Source organism: Micromonospora sp. NBRC 107095 (assembly GCF_030269705.1).
Taxonomy (GTDB): Bacteria; Actinomycetota; Actinomycetes; order Mycobacteriales; family Micromonosporaceae; genus Micromonospora; species Micromonospora parva.
Genome location: NZ_BSTU01000007.1, coordinates 133,461 through 147,818 on the forward strand (window position 1 = coordinate 133,461; position 14,358 = coordinate 147,818).

Here is a 14,358-nt window from a genome sequence, read left to right on the forward strand (position 1 = left end):
CGTACGACCACGTGCCCTCCCGTCGTGGTGATCTCCTCACCTAACGAGCCAGGGCGGCGACGGTGGCACGGGGAGGACGGCGCCCGGCCAACCACAACAGTCACCAATCCGTCACCCGGCCGCTACGACGGGTGTGCGCCTTTACGCTCGGGTGCGTGCCCGGACCTGCCGAGAAGGCCGCTGAACAGGACCGGCGTGACCGCATCGTCACGGCCGCGCGAGAACTGGCCGAGACGGAGGGCTGGTCGGGGGTGACCACCCGACGGCTCGCCGAACGGACCGAGATCGACATGGGTGACATCTATCGGCACTTCGCCGACCTGGAGGCGCTGATCGCCGCCGTCGCGGTGTGTGCCTTCGCCGATCTGGCCGCCGATCTGGCCGAGGCGCACGCGGAGACCGTCGGCAGCCCTGAGGGGGTCTGGCCGGCCGTCGCGACCGCGTACCTCGACTTCGCGTACACGAATCCGGAGGTCTATGACGCGATGCTCGCGCTGACCCCCGACCTGGCCCTCGGCGCGGATGGTGTGCCGGCCGCCCCCCGGGCGGTCTTCGCGGAGCTGCGGGCGGCCCTGACCCCGCTGGCCGAGGGCCGGGATCCGGACACCCTCGCCGAGGTGGGTTGGAGCCTGTTGCACGGCGTGGTGATGCTCACCCGTGGTGGCCGGCTCCGACCCGAGGGGCAGGAGGACCGCGAGGCGTTGATCGCCCAGCGGTTGCTGCGGTGGCCGTGACCACGCCCGCCGGTCGGAAAACCGTGGGCTCTGTCGGGTGTCTGCCGCCTACCCTGTCTCTCGGCCTGCCGGGCGGTGGGCACGGGGAGGGGATGGCATGACGGTCGGTGTGGAGGCGCGGCGGCACGCGCAGGTGCTGATCTTCGACGCGGACGACACGTTGTGGGAGAACAACGTGGTCTTCGAGCGGGTGATCGACGACTTCCTGGGCTGGCTGGACCACCCCACCCTGGACCGGGCCGAGCTGCGGGCCGTCCTCGACGACATCGAACGGGCCAACGCGGTGGCGCACGGGTACGGCAGCAAGGTCTTCCTGCGCAGCCTGGCCGAGTGTCTGGAGCGGCTGCGCGAGCGACCGGCCACCGAAAGCGAACGCCAGGAGATCGACCGGTTGGCGGTGGCCCTCGTCGAGCACCAGGTGGAGCTGATGCCCGGGGTGGCCGATGCGCTCGACGAGCTGGCCGGCCGGCACGAGCTGCTGCTGCTGACCAAGGGTGACCAGGAGGAGCAGCAACGCAAGCTGGACGCCTGTGGCCTGCTGCACCACTTCGGGGCCGCGCACATCGTCGCCGAGAAGAACGTCGACACGTACCGGTGGCTGACCCGGGAGCACGGCTTCGCGCCGGCCGGAGCGTGGATGATCGGCAACTCCCCGAAGTCCGACATCCTGCCGGCACGGGCGGCCGGGTTGAACGCGGTGTTCATTCCGAACGCGAACACGTGGGTGCTGGAGGACGACGAGCTGGACCCGACCGACGACGGGGTGCTGCGGCTCGCCGCGTTCCGTGACCTGCTGCGGCACTTCTGACCGTCCGGGAATCCCAACAGCGTCCGCGATCATGGTCGTGTTACGCCGACCTGCCCGATTTTCACAGTGGGATAAGTCCTGCCTCCGGTCGTCCGACGCGGCTTGTCCGGCCGGTCGGAGCCCACCTAACCTGGTCCGGCGCTCACGGCCTTTCGGGGTGTGCCGGGGGCGCGCCGGCGTTCGGCGGGTGAGCACCGTGGAGCTGAGTGCGGAGTGGGCCGGCTCACCCCGTTCTGGCGCGTGGCGTCGTGCCACGCCCCGCGCGGCGGGTGCCGGAGCTGTCCGCTCCCCTGTCGGACGGCCGGGGGTCAGGGCCGGGTAGTTGCGGACCCGGTCCTGACCCGCCGCGAGAATTCGTCGACAGTGGCGAGTGGGGCGGGCCGCCGGTCCGTTCAACTGTCAGGATGGCGGGCATGAAGCGCAGATCCTTCCTCCTCGGTGTGGCGGCAGGTCTGGCCGCCCCGACCGTGCTCGCCCCGGCCGCGCCCGCGATCGGTGCAGGCGGGCCGCTGCGGCCGGGCTGGGGCACGGACCCGACGCAGCGACAGTGGCCGGGGCGGCAGCGCCAGAACCGGGCCAGCGCACTGACCACTCTGCCGACGGAGACGAAGCAGGTGATCATCGTCGGCGCGAGCAGCTACACCACCACCTACGCCACCCTGGAGACGTTCGTGCGGGCCCGCAACGGCTGGCAGCCGGCCTCGGCGCCGTTGCCCGCCCGGATCGGCTCGAAGGGCTTCAGCGACAACCACGTGGAGGGGGTGCCGACCACGCCGACCGGCGTCTACTCGATCGGCCAGACCATGTACGGCATCGCCGCCAACCCGGGCGTGCGATACCCCTACCACCGGTTGGTCAGCGGTGACTGGTGGAACGAGAATCCGTCGTCGTCGCTCTACAACACCTTCCAGCACAGTGCGAGCAACCCCGGCGGTGCCAGCGAGGCTCTGTGGAAGGAGGTCCCCGCGTACACGCACTTCGCGGTGATCACCTACAACATGGCACCGAACGTGCCGAAGCCGGTGCCGAACAAGGGCAGCGGAATCTTCCTGCACCAGTTCAGCACCAGCGCCGGCAACGCCACTGCCGGTTGCGTCTCGCTCGCGCACGGGCACCTGGTCGCCGTGCTCAACTGGCTGGACCCGGCGCTGTCACCGCGCATCGTGCTCAGCCCGTACGCCCAGCTCGGCCGGTACTGAGCGGCGCCGAGGGCTCAGCCGGCCTCGCGCCGGACGATCGCCACCGCCACCCGGCAGAACTCGTCCATGTCCGGGTTGAACCCGGCGGCGATGTCGGGGTGCAACCCGGAGCGGGTCTCCTCCAGCAGTCGCTGGCAGACCTGTTCCACCGGTTCGCCCGCGTAGTCGGCGCGGACCCGGTCGGTGGCCGCCTGAAGCGCCGAGGTGAGCTGCTCTTCCAGCGGGCCGCGCAGCTTCTGCTGCACAGGGTCGAGCCCGCGGGGGTCGAGCGTGACATGTGGCTCCGACATCGGTGCTCCCTTCGTCGGCGTCCGCGGTACCCCACCGCGGACGCCGGTCAAACCCCGTCCGGTACGGCGGCGACCCGCACCTGGTATGAGAAGTCCTCCGCCGGCTCCTCGTGGTACGACAACCGGCGGATCTGCCGGTCGTCGTCGTAGAGGGCGACGTCCACCAGGACGCCGAGGTGGGTGAGGCCGATGTTCGACACCCGCTTCTTGTCCTGCAACACCGCGCAGACGCCGCCGAGCAGGGTGCTGGCGTCGGACGTACGGTGCCCGGGCGGGCAGCGCAACACCAGGTCCACCTCGATCGGCCCGGGCAACGGCGTCCAGCCGGTGCGCTGGGCCGCGCCGAGGGCGGCCTGGAGCAGGGTGCGGACCCTCGTCGCCTGCCGATGCCCGGCGGCGAAGATGGACAACGCTTCGGTCTTGACCGGTGGCAGGCCGCTCACCTCGAATGTCAGGGCGAGAGCGCGGGTGTCCTGCACGACGGCACCTCCTCGTTGGGACGATCCTGCCGAACCGGGGGAGCGGCGGTGGGACGTTCCCGCGATTACCAACCGATCGGGCAGGCGTGGGTCGGCCGGAGGCGTGTCGACGGCGGCGGCGAACGCGCCGGCTGCGGCGCTAGGAAAACGCTAGCCGACGACGCCCGCGCCCGGTAGTCGGTCGTTCACCCGGTGCGCTGCGGTGCGAAGGCGCAGAACTCGTTGCCCTCCGGGTCGGCCAGCACCCACCACCAGTGCGCCTCGTCGAGCGGCTCCCGCAGCAGCGTCGCGCCCGCCGCGATCAGCGCCGTCGGCTCCGGGTCGGCCAATTCGACGTCCCAGTGCATGCGGTTCTTGACCGTCTTGGGCTCGGGCACCCCGTCGAACACCCAGTACTCCCAGGGGAACCCGGCCGCACCGAACACCGACGAGGCGGTCGGCCCGTACTCGATGGTGCCGCCGACGACGCCGGCCCACCAGGTCGCCTGGGCGGCTGGGTCGACCGAATCCACGATCAGCTCGAACGGGCCCGGTCGGGTGCCGTCACCGGCCGGGAACGCGCAGAACTCGTTGCCTTCCGGGTCGGCCAACACCCACCAGGTCGCGTCGCCGCCCGGTTTGCGCAGCAGGCGGGCACCGGCGGCGAGCAGCGCCGCCGGGTCCGCGTCGGCCAACCGCAGATCCAGGTGTACGCGGGTCTTGCCCACCCGGGGCTCGGGCACCTTGTTCACCCAGATCGACTCGGCGTCCGAGCGCGCCGAGCGCGGATCCACCCGGGTGTCGTCGTCACCGGCGTCAGCCACGTCACCGTCGAGCATCCGGGCCCAGAAGCCGCCGAGCGTCAGCGGGTCGTCGGCGTCCAGACAGAGGTCCTTGAAGCGCGCGATCATGGTTCCAGCATGCCTGGTCCGGGGGCGAGTGTGGGGCAGGCGCCACTGGGCCGTGTCAGCGCTGGCGCGGGCGGCCGGTCGGGGCAGGGTCAGTGCTTGATCAGCTCGGCTCCGGCGGTCGGCTGCTGCTCGGCCTCAGCGCGGGCGGCATCGGCTTCGACTGCCGGCGGTCGTGAGACCTTTCAGGGTAGATCTTGGACAGTTTCCGTTCTGCCCGGACGGAAACTGTCCAAGATCTCCGAGTTCGCGTTCAGTGCTGCTTGGCGTAGGCGACGAACGCCTTCCACGCCGCCGGGTCGACGTGCAGGGTGCCGCCGTCGCGGTCCTTGGTGTCGCGCACCAGCACCACGCTCGGCAGATTGTCGGCGACCTCGACGCAGGACCCGCCGTTGCCGCCGGACCGGGTCGACTTGCGCCACTGTGGGGTCAGCATGCCCATGACTTCGCCACTTCCTTGATCAGCTCGGTTGACTGCCGGCGGGGGAGCGCCTCGTTCCGCACGATCTCCCACGTCTTCGCCAGCTTAGCGACGTCCGTCGACGCGTCGACGAACTGCGCGGTGAGCTGGTTGTCGGCGTGAGCCACCCGCTCACCGTCGGGCATCTCGGCGATGATGAACTGACCGGCCAGCCCCAGGTACATCCCAGCATCCATCGGGACGATGTGCACCTGGATATGCTCCACCGCCGCCAACTGGGCCAGGTGCTCGCACTGCTCGACCATCAGGCCCGGCTGGTCGAGCACCGGCCGGCGCAGCACCGCCTCGTCCAGCACGGCGATCAACTGCGGCGGGCGCGGGCGGTGCAGGATCGCCTGCCGCTCCAGCCGGGAGGCGACGATCCGGTCCACGTCCTCGGCGTCGAACCGACCACCGGCGAGCGTTGCGCGAGCGTACCGCTCGGTCTGGAGCAGGCCCGGCACGTACGCCAACTCGAACCAGCGCAGCGTGGTCGCCTCCCGCTCGAACTCGATCCACTCGCGCAGCCAGGCCGGCTCGGCATCGAGCCGGGCCAACCCGTCCAGCATGCGCAGGAAACGCCCGCCGGTCTGATGACGGGTGTCGACCGCCCGCATGTACTCCTTCGTCGGCGGTCGGCCGCCGGTCTCCACCGAACTGACGTGCGAACCCGAGTAACCGATGCCCCGCCCGAAGTCTTCCTGACTGAGCCCCGTATCCGCCCGGAACAGGCGCAGTTCGTCCAGCACGTAGTCGGTGACTGTCCCCATCGATTCCCCAACCTTCGCTCAGTCTGGCTCGGCGCGTCCCTCATGGGTGCTCGCCTGGGCCGCTGAGCTGCACGGATGACGCGAGCACGTATCGACGGTAGTCGCCTCATCACCACACTGTCACCAGTGGCGGGTCCGCTGGTGGCCGCAGTGGCGGCGGCGGGCCCCTGCCCCGGGGGTCGCTCTCGTTCCCCCCTTGCGAGAGCGGCCCCTTCCCCCTGAAGGAGGTCGATGTGTGGAGCCCGACAGGCCAGCAGCGCGCGGTGCGGTGGCGGTGGTGATGGTCGTCCGGCCGCCCGTCCCGCACGTCGCCATGCGCCCGCTGTGGCGGTGCCGGAACTGTGGCACCGAGTGGCCCTGCCAACCGGCCAAGCTCGCCCTGCTGACGGAGTACCGGACCAACCGGACCGCGCTGTTGATCTACCTCGGCACCCTGATGCACGAGGCGACGAGCCAGCTCACCCAGCTTCACCCGGATCATCCGCCGGCCCGGATGACCGAGCGCTTCCTCTCCTGGGCGAGGGCCCGCGGTTGACCCCCGACCCGCCGTCTTCGGGCTGGGGTGTTCGGGCCGGCGTCGTTGTCCGCGGGCCGGTGTCGTTGTCCGCGGGCCGGTGTCGTTGTCCGCGGGCCGGTGTCGTTGTCCTCGGGCCGGTGTCGTTGTCCTCGGGCCGGTGTCGTCGTCCTCGGGCCGGTGTCGTCGTCCTCGGGCCGGCGTCGTCGTCCGCGGGCCGGCGTTGTCGTCCTCGGGCCGGCCCGTCATCTGGGCCCGCCCGTTGTCCGGGAGCGCTGTCCCCGGCGTGATCGACTCGGCTTTCAGGAAAGCGGGGCTTCCCTGGTGCGGTGATGGCCCGACTTTCAGGAAGGCGAGTTGATCACACACCGGTCGGTCCGGGAAGCCCAGTTGATCATGTGCCGTTCGGGGCGGCTCGTCCCGGAAGGCGAGTTGATCACGCACCTGGCGGCGGCGCGGGCAGGGGCGGCCGGGCTCTCGCTGTGACAGCCAGGTTTCGTGGCTTCACGGCTGGGGCAGAGTAGCCGCTACAGAGCGTTCGCGCCGGCGTTTCCGCAGCTTGCCGGCTCGGAATCGGCTCGCCGTGCGCCGGGGCACGGATGCCCTTCCCCCGGTCTTTCGCCGAGGAGAGGGGGAGGGCGATGACGGACCCCGAAACGGCTCGACACCGACGCCGGCCGGTTGTTCGGCTGGGCGCGGCGGCTGCCGCGTTGGCACTCGTCGCGCCGCTGGCCGCGTGCGGCGCTGACGACGCGGGTGGCCCACCGACGATCAACCTGTACTACCCGCCCGAGCAGAACCTGCAGAAGGTCGTCGACGACTGCAACGCGCAGGCCCAGGGGCGGTACGAGATCGCCTACCGGGTGCTGCCCCGGCAGGCCGACGACCAGCGGGTGCAGATGGTGCGCCGCCTCGCCGCCGAGGACAGCGGGATGGACCTGCTCGGGTTGGACGTCACCTGGACCCAGGAGTTCGCCAGCGCCGACTGGATCCGTGAGTGGACCGGCCAGGACAAGGCCGAGGTCGAGCAGGGCACCCTCGCCGGACCGCTGGCCACCGCCCGGTACGAGGACAAGCTGTACGCGGCGCCGAAGAACACCAACGTCCAGCTGCTCTGGTACCGCAAGGACCTGGTGCCGCAGCCGCCGACCACCTGGGACCAGATGATCAGCGCGGCCCAGCAGCTCAAGGAGCAGGGCAAGCCGTACCAGGTGCTCACCATGGGCGCCCAGTACGAGGGTCTGGTCGTCCTCTACAACACCCTCGCCGAGAGCGCCGGGGGGAAGATCCTCAACGACGACGGCACCCAGGCCGTGATGGACCAGGGCACCGTCCGGGCGTTGGAGCAGCTGAAGACGTTCGCCACGTCGGGCGTGACATCGCCGTCGTTCAGCAACGCCACCGAGGACCCGGTCCGGCTGGAGTTCCAGTCCGGCGCCGGCGCGTTCCAGGTGAACTGGCCGTTCGTCTACCCGGCTTTGCAGGAGGCGAGCCCGGAGCTGGCCAAGCAGGTCGGCTGGGCGCGGATCCCGGGCATCGACGAGGGCACCCCCAGCAAGGTCACCATCGGTGGGGTCAACCTGGCGGTCAGCTCCTACTCCAAGCACCCTGAGCAGTCCTTCGAGGCGGCCCGGTGCATCCGCAGCGCCGAGCACCAGAAGTTCTCCGCCATCAACGACGGCGTGCCGCCCACCATCGAGGCGGTCTTCGACGACCCGGAGATGACCGAGGCGTACCCGATGAAGGACACCATCCTGGAGGAGCTGAAGGAGCCGGCGACGCGTCCGCTGACCCCCGCGTACCAGAGCATCTCCACGGTGATGTCGGCGATCCTGTCGCCGCCGTCCGGGATCCGCCCGCAGCAGACCGCCGACGAGCTGCGCGACGCCATCGCCGACGCCCTCCAGTCGAAGGGGGTGCTCCCATGAGCGTCAACGCCACACCCGCCGGTGCGGACGTCGCCGCCGAGGAGACCCGTACCACCGCCACCGTGCCCACCCAGCGGGGCGGCCGTCGCAAGCCCCCACTGAGCGAGAACAAGAAAGCCGAACGCCGGCTCGGCCTGCTGCTCTGCGCGCCCGCCGCGCTGGTCATGATCGCGGTGACCGCGTACCCGATCATCTACTCGGTCTGGCTGTCGTTGCAGCGCTTCGACCTTCGCTTCCCCGACCAGCGTGAGTTCATCGGGTTGGAGAACTACGTCACGGTGCTCACCAACGAGTTCTGGTGGACCGCGTTCGGGGTGACCATGCTGATCACGGTGGTCACCGTAGCCGTCGAGCTGGTGCTCGGCATGGGCCTGGCGATCATCATGCACCGCACCCTGATCGGGCGCGGCCTGGTCCGGACCTCGGCGCTGATCCCGTACGGGATCGTCACGGTGGTCGCCGCGTTCTCCTGGCGGTACGCCTGGACGCCCGGCACCGGCTACCTGGCCAACCTGTTCAGCGACGGCGCGCCGCTGACCGAGCGGGCCAGCTCGCTGGCGATCATCATGCTCGCGGAGATCTGGAAGACCACCCCGTTCATGGCGCTGCTGCTGATGGCCGGGTTGGCGTTGGTGCCGGAGGACCTGCTCAAGGCGGCCTCCACCGACGGCGCGACCGCCTGGCAGAAGTTCACCAAGGTGATGCTGCCGGTGATGAAGCCGGCGATCCTGGTCGCGTTGCTGTTCCGCACCCTGGACGCGTTCCGGGTCTTCGACAACATCTTCGTGTTGACCGCCGGAGGCAACGAGACGTCGTCGGTGTCGATGCTCGCCTACAACAACCTGATCCGGGGCCTCAACCTCGGCATCGGCTCGACGATGTCGGTGCTGATCTTCATCACCGTGGCGATCATCGCGTTCGTCTTCGTGAAGCTGTTCGGCACCGCTGCCCCGGGTAGCGACGACGGAGAGAGGCGCTGACATGGCTGTCGAAACCACCACCCGGGCGAAGCTGCGCTGGGGTCTGCTCGACGTCCTTGTGGTCGTCTTCGCGTTGGTCCCGGTGCTGTGGATCGCGTCGCTGTCGTTCAAGACGCCGGCCACCCTCACCGACGGGAACTTCATCCCCCGGGAATGGACGCTCGACAACTACCGGACCATCTTCGACACCGACCAGTTCGTCCGGGCACTGATCAACTCGATCGGCATCGCGTTGATCGCCACGCTGATCGCTGTGGTGCTCGGCGCGATGGCCGCGTACGCGATCAGCCGGCTGGACTTCCCCGGCAAGAAACTGCTGGTCGGCGTCTCCCTGCTGATCGCGATGTTCCCGCAGGTGTCACTGGTGTCGCCGCTGTTCGAGATCGAGCGTCAGCTCGGCCTCTTCGACACCTGGCCGGGGCTGATCCTGCCGTACATCACCTTCGCGCTGCCGCTGGCGATCTACACGCTGTCGGCGTTCTTCAAGCAGATCCCCTGGGACCTGGAGAAGGCCGCGAAGATGGACGGCGCCACCCAGGGGCAGGCGTTCCGGCGGGTGATCGCGCCACTGGCCGCGCCCGGGTTGTTCACCACGGCGATCCTGGTCTTCATCTTCTGCTGGAACGACTTCCTCTTCGCCATCACGCTGACCTCCACCGAACGCGCCCGTACGGTGCCGGTCGCGCTGTCGTTCTTCACCGGCGAGTCGCAGTTCGAGGATCCGACCGGGGCGATCTGCGCCGCCGCCGTGGTGATCACCGTACCGATCATCCTGTTCGTCCTCTTCTTCCAGCGTCGCATCGTGTCCGGTCTGACCTCCGGCGCAGTCAAGGGATAGGTGAGTAGTCATGGCTGACATCGTGCTGGACAAGGTGAGCAAGAGCTTCCCGGACGGGACCGTCGCCGTGCAGGACGTCGACCTGGAGATCGCCGACGGCGAGTTCGTGATCCTGGTCGGTCCCTCCGGCTGCGGGAAGTCCACCACCCTCAACATGATCGCCGGGCTGGAGGACATCAGCTCCGGTGAGCTGCGCATCGGCGGGCAGCGGGTCAACGACAAGGCTCCCCGGGACCGGGACATCGCCATGGTGTTCCAGTCGTACGCGCTCTACCCGAACATGACCGTGCGGGAGAACATGGCGTTCCCGCTGCGGCTGGCGAAGCTGGACAAGGAGACCATCGACCAGAAGGTCGACGAGGCGGCGAAGGTGCTGGAGCTGACCTCGCTGCTGGACCGCAAGCCGGCCAACCTCTCCGGTGGTCAGCGTCAGCGGGTGGCGATGGGCCGGGCGATCGTCCGCCAGCCGAAGGCGTTCCTGATGGACGAGCCGTTGTCCAACCTCGACGCCAAGCTGCGGGTGCAGATGCGCACCGTGGTGTCCCGCCTGCAGAAGCAGCTCGGTACGACCACCGTCTACGTCACCCACGACCAGACCGAGGCGATGACCCTCGGCGACCGCGTGGTGATCATGCGGGGTGGCGCGGTGCAGCAGGTCGGGCCACCGCAGGAGCTGTACGACCACCCCCGCAACCTCTTCGTGGCCGGCTTCATCGGCTCGCCGTCGATGAACTTCCTGCACGCCGCCGTGCAGGACGGCGAGCTGCACACCGCCCTGGGGCAGGTGCCGCTCGGCGACCGGGTCCGCCGGGAGTTGGAGACGGCCGACGCGCCCCGTGAGCTGATCCTCGGCATCCGGCCCGAGCACTTCGAGGACGCCGAACTGGTCGACGACGACACGCGTCGGCGGGGCATGGAGTTCGAAGCGCCGGTGGACATCGTCGAGTCGATGGGCTCGGACAAGTACGTCTACTTCACCGTCGAGGGTGAGAAGGCCAGCGCCGCCGAGTTGGAGGAGTTGGCCGCCGACGCGGGCGCCGCCGACTTCGCCGGTGCCGGCGGCAACCTGGTGACCCGGCTGTCCGCCGAGTCCCCGGTCGCCGAGGGGCAGACGCGGCGGGTCTGGTTCAACCTGGAGAAGATCCACCTGTTCGACCCGACCAACGGCCGCAACCTGACCCTGCACGAGGGCCGGGCCGCCGGCGCGCTCGCCGACTGACAGCGTCCATCGTGGGGGCCGACGGGTTCGCCCGTCGGCCCTCGTCGTGCGCTGCGCGATGCGCCCGGGCGTGGCAAGGTGGTCGCAGGTCACGTCGTGAAGCGGGGGGCGGGATGAATCGACGATTGGCCGCGCTGGCCAACGCGCACGGCGTTTCCACCTGGTACGAGGATTGGCGGCACCGCCGCGTCGAGGTCGCACCGGAAACCGTGGTGGGAGTGCTGGGGCTGCTCGGCGTGGACGCCACCAGCCCGACGGCGATCGCCGACGCCCTCGCCGCCGCCCGCGCTGTCGACCGGAACGCCCTGCCGGAGACGGTCGTGCTCACCCATGGCCGCAGCCGGGCGCTGCCCGGCCCGGGGGTGCTCACTTTGGAGGACGGTGGCCGCCGACCGGTCGACGGTGAGGTGCCGGCGAACCTGCCGCTGGGTTGGCACCGGCTGGCCTGCGCCGACCGGGAGGTCACTGTGGTGGTGGTGCCGCGCCGGCTCCCGGTGCCACCCCGGGCCTGGGGCTGGATGCTTCAGCTCTACGCGCTCACCTCGGAGCGCTCCTGGGGCATGGGCGACCTCGGTGACCTCGCCGAGTTCACCGGGTGGGCCGGGGCCACCGGGGCGGGGCTGGTGCTGCTCAACCCGCTGCACGCGGTCGGGCCGGCGCACCCGGTTGCCACCTCACCGTATTCGCCCGCCAGCCGACGCTTCGTCAACCCGCTCTACCTGCGGATCAGCGACACCGCCGCGTACCGCGCGGCGGACCCGGCGACCCGTGCGGTGGTCGACGCGTTGCGCCCCGACCGGGGGCCCTTGATCGACTACGACGAGGTGTGGTCCGCCAAGCGGCACGCCCTGGAGTTGCTGCACCCGTACGCCCGGCCGGTGGACCTCACCGCGGACCCGGCACTGACCAGCTTCGCCACCTGGTGCGCGCTCGCCGAGCGGCACGGCAACGACTGGCGTGCCTGGCCGGCGCAGCTACGCCACCCGGACGCCCCGGCGGTCGCCGAGCAGCGTCGGCAGCTCGCCGACCGGGTCGCCTTCCACGCCTGGCTGCAACAGCTCTGCGACGAGCAGCTCGACGCCGTCACCACGGCGGCCCGCGCGGCGGGGATGCCGGTCGGTGTCGTGCACGACCTGGCCGTCGGCATCGACCCGGGCGGGGCGGACGGCTGGCAGCTCGCCGACGTGCTGGCCCAGGGCGTGCGGGTCGGTGCCCCACCGGACGACTTCAACCAGCTCGGCCAGGACTGGGGCCTGGCCGCATGGCGCCCGGACCGGCTCGCCGCCACCGGCTACGCCGCCTACCGGGACATGCTGCGCCGCTCCCTGCGGCACGCGGGTGGCCTGCGGGTCGATCACGTCGCCGGCCTGTGGCGACTGTGGTGGGTGCCGCCGGGCGGCGGTGCGGCCGAGGGCACCTACGTGCGCTACGACGCCGAGGCGATGCTCGGCATCCTCGCGCTGGAGGCGCACCGGGCCGGTGCGGTGGTGGTCGGTGAGGATCTCGGCACCGTCCAACCGGCGGTGACCCGAGGGTTGCGGGGGCGCAACATGCTCGGCTCGACGGTGCTGTGGTTCGCCCGCGACGACAGCGGTGACTTCGTCCCACCGGCCCGGTGGCCGCGCAACGCCCTCGCCACGATCTCCACCCACGACCTGCCCACCGCACCGGGCTTCCTCAGCGGTGAGCACGTGCGGGTGCGCGACGAGTTGAAACTGCTCGGCACCGACGTGGCGGTGGAGCAGGCCCGCGCCGCCGCCGATCGGGACCGGCTGCTCACGATGCTGCGCACCGAGAACCTGCTGCCGACGCCGACCGTCGACCCGGCGCGGCCCGACGCGCCAGCGACACCCGACGACGGCGAGGTGGTGGTGTCGATGCACGCCGCGCTCGCGGCCAGCCCGACCCGGCTGCTCGGCGTCTCCCTCTACGACGTGCTGGGCGAGGTGCGCCAACCCAACATGCCGGGCACGGTGGACGAGTACCCGAACTGGCGGCTGCCGCTGCCGGCCAGCGTGGCGCAGATCCGCGAAGACCCCCGGGTGCGGCGGATCGCCGACCTGCTCAGCGCCGCCCGCCCACGACCGGCCGACCCGCCGCCGGTGGCGCGTGACGCCGTCGGTCAGGTCAGCCAGTCGAAGCGGGCCGGCAGTCCGAGGAAGTCGGCGTAGCGCCCGAGCGCCTGCTCCGCCCGGGCCCGCGCAGCGACGTCGAGCGGCGTGAGCGGCCGGACGGTCACGCTGACCGCGGTGCGGCTGATCTTGCGCTTCCACACGCCCACCACCCGACCGGCGCGCACCACTGTGGCCTGGAAGATGCCGTTGTTGCCCGGCACCACCGCCGCCTGGTGGGCGGGGTCGAGCATCAACGTGCGGTCCCGGAAGCCGAGCAGGTATTCGTCGAAACCGGGCAAGGCCAGCACGTCGTCCGCCGTGGTGCGCGGCGCGTCGGGCACTGCCGCGTCGACGTGCATCGGTGTGCCGTCGACCCGTACGGTGCTCAGCGCGTCGTCGGCGGCGGCCAGGCCGCGCCGGGCGTCGGTGAGGGTGAGCCCGCTCCACCCGGCGAACTCGCGGTCGGTGACCGGGCCGTGCGAGCGAACGTAGCGGTGGGCGAGCACGGCCAGCGCCTCGTCCCGCTCCAACCGGCGAGATTCGGGTGCCCACTCGTCGAGCAGGGCGAAGGTCTGCTCGGTGCCGACGTTGGGCGCCAGGCAGGTCACCCCGCGCACGCTCGCATACCACAGCAGGTGGTAGCCGCGCTGCCCATCGGTGCCCAGGCCGGCGGCCCGCAGGGTGGCCAGACACTGCGCCCGGGTGAGCCGACCGCCGCCGGCCAACGCGGCACCCAGGACGTCCACCGCCCGGTCCGCGTCGGCCTCGCTGAGCCCGAGCCGCGCCCGCCGGGTCGCCACGCCGGCCAGCGATCGGACACCGGTCAGCTCCAGCATCCAACGGGCGTCGACGGACGGCACGAGGTGCACGGTGCCCCGCATCGGCCAGGTGCGTAGCGCCTCACGCCGCTCCAACGCCGCCTGCACGTCGGTCACGCGGCAACCGGGCAGCCGGGCCCCCAGCGACCACAACCCGCTGGCCAGGTCCTGTGCCTGCATCGCGCCGAACCACTCGACCACCTCGGCGACGGTGCCGGGTCGGGTGCTCGGTTGCGGGCGCAGCAACAAACTGGTCATCCGCAGCGCGATCGCCTCGGCCGCGCTGAGGTCGACAGGCATCGGGCGCTCCTTCTCGTGGC

15 protein-coding genes are annotated in these 14,358 nt (G+C 70.9%); 9 read left to right on the forward strand and 6 right to left on the reverse strand.

Annotated elements, in window-relative coordinates; genetic code table 11:
• The first annotated feature begins 155 nt into the window (after positions 1-155).
• The 3 genes from QSK15_RS29110 (at position 156) to QSK15_RS29120 (ending at position 2,741) form a co-directional block, all read left to right on the forward strand.
• On the forward strand, positions 156-734 hold the full coding sequence (locus tag QSK15_RS29110; RefSeq protein ID WP_285797245.1) for a TetR/AcrR family transcriptional regulator: 579 nt from the start codon (positions 156-158) through the stop codon (positions 732-734).
• A 97-nt stretch (positions 735-831) separates the two neighbouring features.
• Complete coding sequence (locus QSK15_RS29115) at positions 832-1,542, forward strand: HAD family hydrolase (protein WP_285797246.1); 711 nt, start codon at positions 832-834, stop codon at positions 1,540-1,542.
• Positions 1,543-1,955: 413 nt separating this feature from the next.
• Positions 1,956-2,741, forward strand: coding sequence for a L,D-transpeptidase family protein (locus QSK15_RS29120; RefSeq protein ID WP_285797247.1), 786 nt, complete (start codon positions 1,956-1,958; stop codon positions 2,739-2,741).
• 14 nt (positions 2,742-2,755) lie between these two features.
• On the opposite strand, the gene QSK15_RS29125 is transcribed toward QSK15_RS29120, so the two are convergent.
• The 5 genes from QSK15_RS29125 to QSK15_RS29145 all read right to left on the reverse strand — a co-directional run bounded on the left by QSK15_RS29125 (position 2,756) and on the right by QSK15_RS29145 (position 5,627).
• Positions 2,756-3,031, reverse strand: a complete 276-nt coding sequence (locus QSK15_RS29125; RefSeq protein ID WP_030491206.1) for a hypothetical protein — start codon at positions 3,029-3,031, stop codon at positions 2,756-2,758.
• A gap of 47 nt (positions 3,032-3,078) precedes the next feature.
• Positions 3,079-3,510, reverse strand: coding sequence for a RusA family crossover junction endodeoxyribonuclease (locus QSK15_RS29130; RefSeq protein ID WP_285797248.1), 432 nt, complete (start codon positions 3,508-3,510; stop codon positions 3,079-3,081).
• A 185-nt stretch (positions 3,511-3,695) separates the two neighbouring features.
• A complete protein-coding gene (locus tag QSK15_RS29135; protein ID WP_285797249.1) occupies positions 3,696-4,400 on the reverse strand; it encodes a VOC family protein in 705 nt (234 codons plus the stop codon).
• Between the two features lie 250 nt (positions 4,401-4,650).
• Positions 4,651-4,833, reverse strand: a complete 183-nt coding sequence (locus QSK15_RS29140) for a DUF397 domain-containing protein (protein WP_285797600.1) — start codon at positions 4,831-4,833, stop codon at positions 4,651-4,653.
• The gene (locus tag QSK15_RS29145) at positions 4,827-5,627 is read right to left on the reverse strand and encodes a helix-turn-helix domain-containing protein (RefSeq protein WP_285797250.1); all 801 of its coding nucleotides are present in this window, start codon (positions 5,625-5,627) and stop codon (positions 4,827-4,829) included. Before QSK15_RS29145 ends, QSK15_RS29140 begins: the two co-directional genes overlap by 7 nt.
• 235 nt (positions 5,628-5,862) lie before the next feature.
• On the opposite strand from QSK15_RS29145, the gene QSK15_RS29150 reads away from it, so the two are divergent.
• The 6 genes from QSK15_RS29150 to malQ all read left to right on the forward strand — a co-directional run bounded on the left by QSK15_RS29150 (position 5,863) and on the right by malQ (position 13,277).
• Positions 5,863-6,162: a flavin reductase gene (locus tag QSK15_RS29150; protein WP_279519590.1), complete on the forward strand. Its 300-nt coding sequence runs from the start codon at positions 5,863-5,865 to the stop codon at positions 6,160-6,162.
• A 620-nt stretch (positions 6,163-6,782) separates the two neighbouring features.
• Positions 6,783-8,069 (forward strand): ABC transporter substrate-binding protein, encoded by a 1,287-nt coding sequence (locus QSK15_RS29155; protein WP_285797251.1) that lies wholly within the window; start codon positions 6,783-6,785, stop codon positions 8,067-8,069.
• Positions 8,066-9,049 (forward strand): carbohydrate ABC transporter permease, encoded by a 984-nt coding sequence (locus tag QSK15_RS29160; RefSeq protein ID WP_285797252.1) that lies wholly within the window; start codon positions 8,066-8,068, stop codon positions 9,047-9,049. Before QSK15_RS29155 ends, QSK15_RS29160 begins: the two co-directional genes overlap by 4 nt.
• A 1-nt stretch (position 9,050) precedes the next feature.
• Positions 9,051-9,887: a carbohydrate ABC transporter permease gene (locus QSK15_RS29165; RefSeq protein ID WP_030328686.1), complete on the forward strand. Its 837-nt coding sequence runs from the start codon at positions 9,051-9,053 to the stop codon at positions 9,885-9,887.
• A gap of 10 nt (positions 9,888-9,897) precedes the next feature.
• Complete coding sequence (locus tag QSK15_RS29170) at positions 9,898-11,106, forward strand: ABC transporter ATP-binding protein (RefSeq protein ID WP_285797253.1); 1,209 nt, start codon at positions 9,898-9,900, stop codon at positions 11,104-11,106.
• A 113-nt stretch (positions 11,107-11,219) separates the two neighbouring features.
• On the forward strand, positions 11,220-13,277 hold the full coding sequence (gene malQ / locus QSK15_RS29175) for a 4-alpha-glucanotransferase (protein WP_285797254.1): 2,058 nt from the start codon (positions 11,220-11,222) through the stop codon (positions 13,275-13,277).
• On the opposite strand, the gene QSK15_RS29180 is transcribed toward malQ, so the two are convergent.
• On the reverse strand, positions 13,229-14,338 hold the full coding sequence (locus QSK15_RS29180) for a winged helix DNA-binding domain-containing protein (protein WP_285797255.1): 1,110 nt from the start codon (positions 14,336-14,338) through the stop codon (positions 13,229-13,231). The two genes, malQ and QSK15_RS29180, sit on opposite strands and share 49 nt — an antisense overlap.
• Positions 14,339-14,358 lie beyond the last annotated feature (20 nt).

What these genes read in the sequence shown, in the direction of transcription:
- QSK15_RS29115 (WP_285797246.1), top strand. Translation starts at nt 832, where the DNA reads ATGACGGTCGGTGTGGAGGCGCGGCGGCACGCGCAGGTGCTGATCTTC.
- QSK15_RS29120 (WP_285797247.1), top strand. Translation starts at nt 1,956, where the DNA reads ATGAAGCGCAGATCCTTCCTCCTCGGTGTGGCGGCAGGTCTGGCCGCC.
- QSK15_RS29125 (WP_030491206.1), bottom strand. Translation starts at nt 3,031, where the DNA reads ATGTCGGAGCCACATGTCACGCTCGACCCCCGCGGGCTCGACCCTGTG.
- QSK15_RS29135 (WP_285797249.1), bottom strand. Translation starts at nt 4,400, where the DNA reads ATGATCGCGCGCTTCAAGGACCTCTGTCTGGACGCCGACGACCCGCTG.
- QSK15_RS29140 (WP_285797600.1), bottom strand. Translation starts at nt 4,833, where the DNA reads ATGCTGACCCCACAGTGGCGCAAGTCGACCCGGTCCGGCGGCAACGGC.
- QSK15_RS29145 (WP_285797250.1), bottom strand. Translation starts at nt 5,627, where the DNA reads ATGGGGACAGTCACCGACTACGTGCTGGACGAACTGCGCCTGTTCCGG.
- QSK15_RS29155 (WP_285797251.1), top strand. Translation starts at nt 6,783, where the DNA reads ATGACGGACCCCGAAACGGCTCGACACCGACGCCGGCCGGTTGTTCGG.
- QSK15_RS29160 (WP_285797252.1), top strand. Translation starts at nt 8,066, where the DNA reads ATGAGCGTCAACGCCACACCCGCCGGTGCGGACGTCGCCGCCGAGGAG.
- QSK15_RS29165 (WP_030328686.1), top strand. Translation starts at nt 9,051, where the DNA reads ATGGCTGTCGAAACCACCACCCGGGCGAAGCTGCGCTGGGGTCTGCTC.
- QSK15_RS29170 (WP_285797253.1), top strand. Translation starts at nt 9,898, where the DNA reads ATGGCTGACATCGTGCTGGACAAGGTGAGCAAGAGCTTCCCGGACGGG.
- malQ (WP_285797254.1), top strand. Translation starts at nt 11,220, where the DNA reads ATGAATCGACGATTGGCCGCGCTGGCCAACGCGCACGGCGTTTCCACC.
- QSK15_RS29180 (WP_285797255.1), bottom strand. Translation starts at nt 14,338, where the DNA reads ATGCCTGTCGACCTCAGCGCGGCCGAGGCGATCGCGCTGCGGATGACC.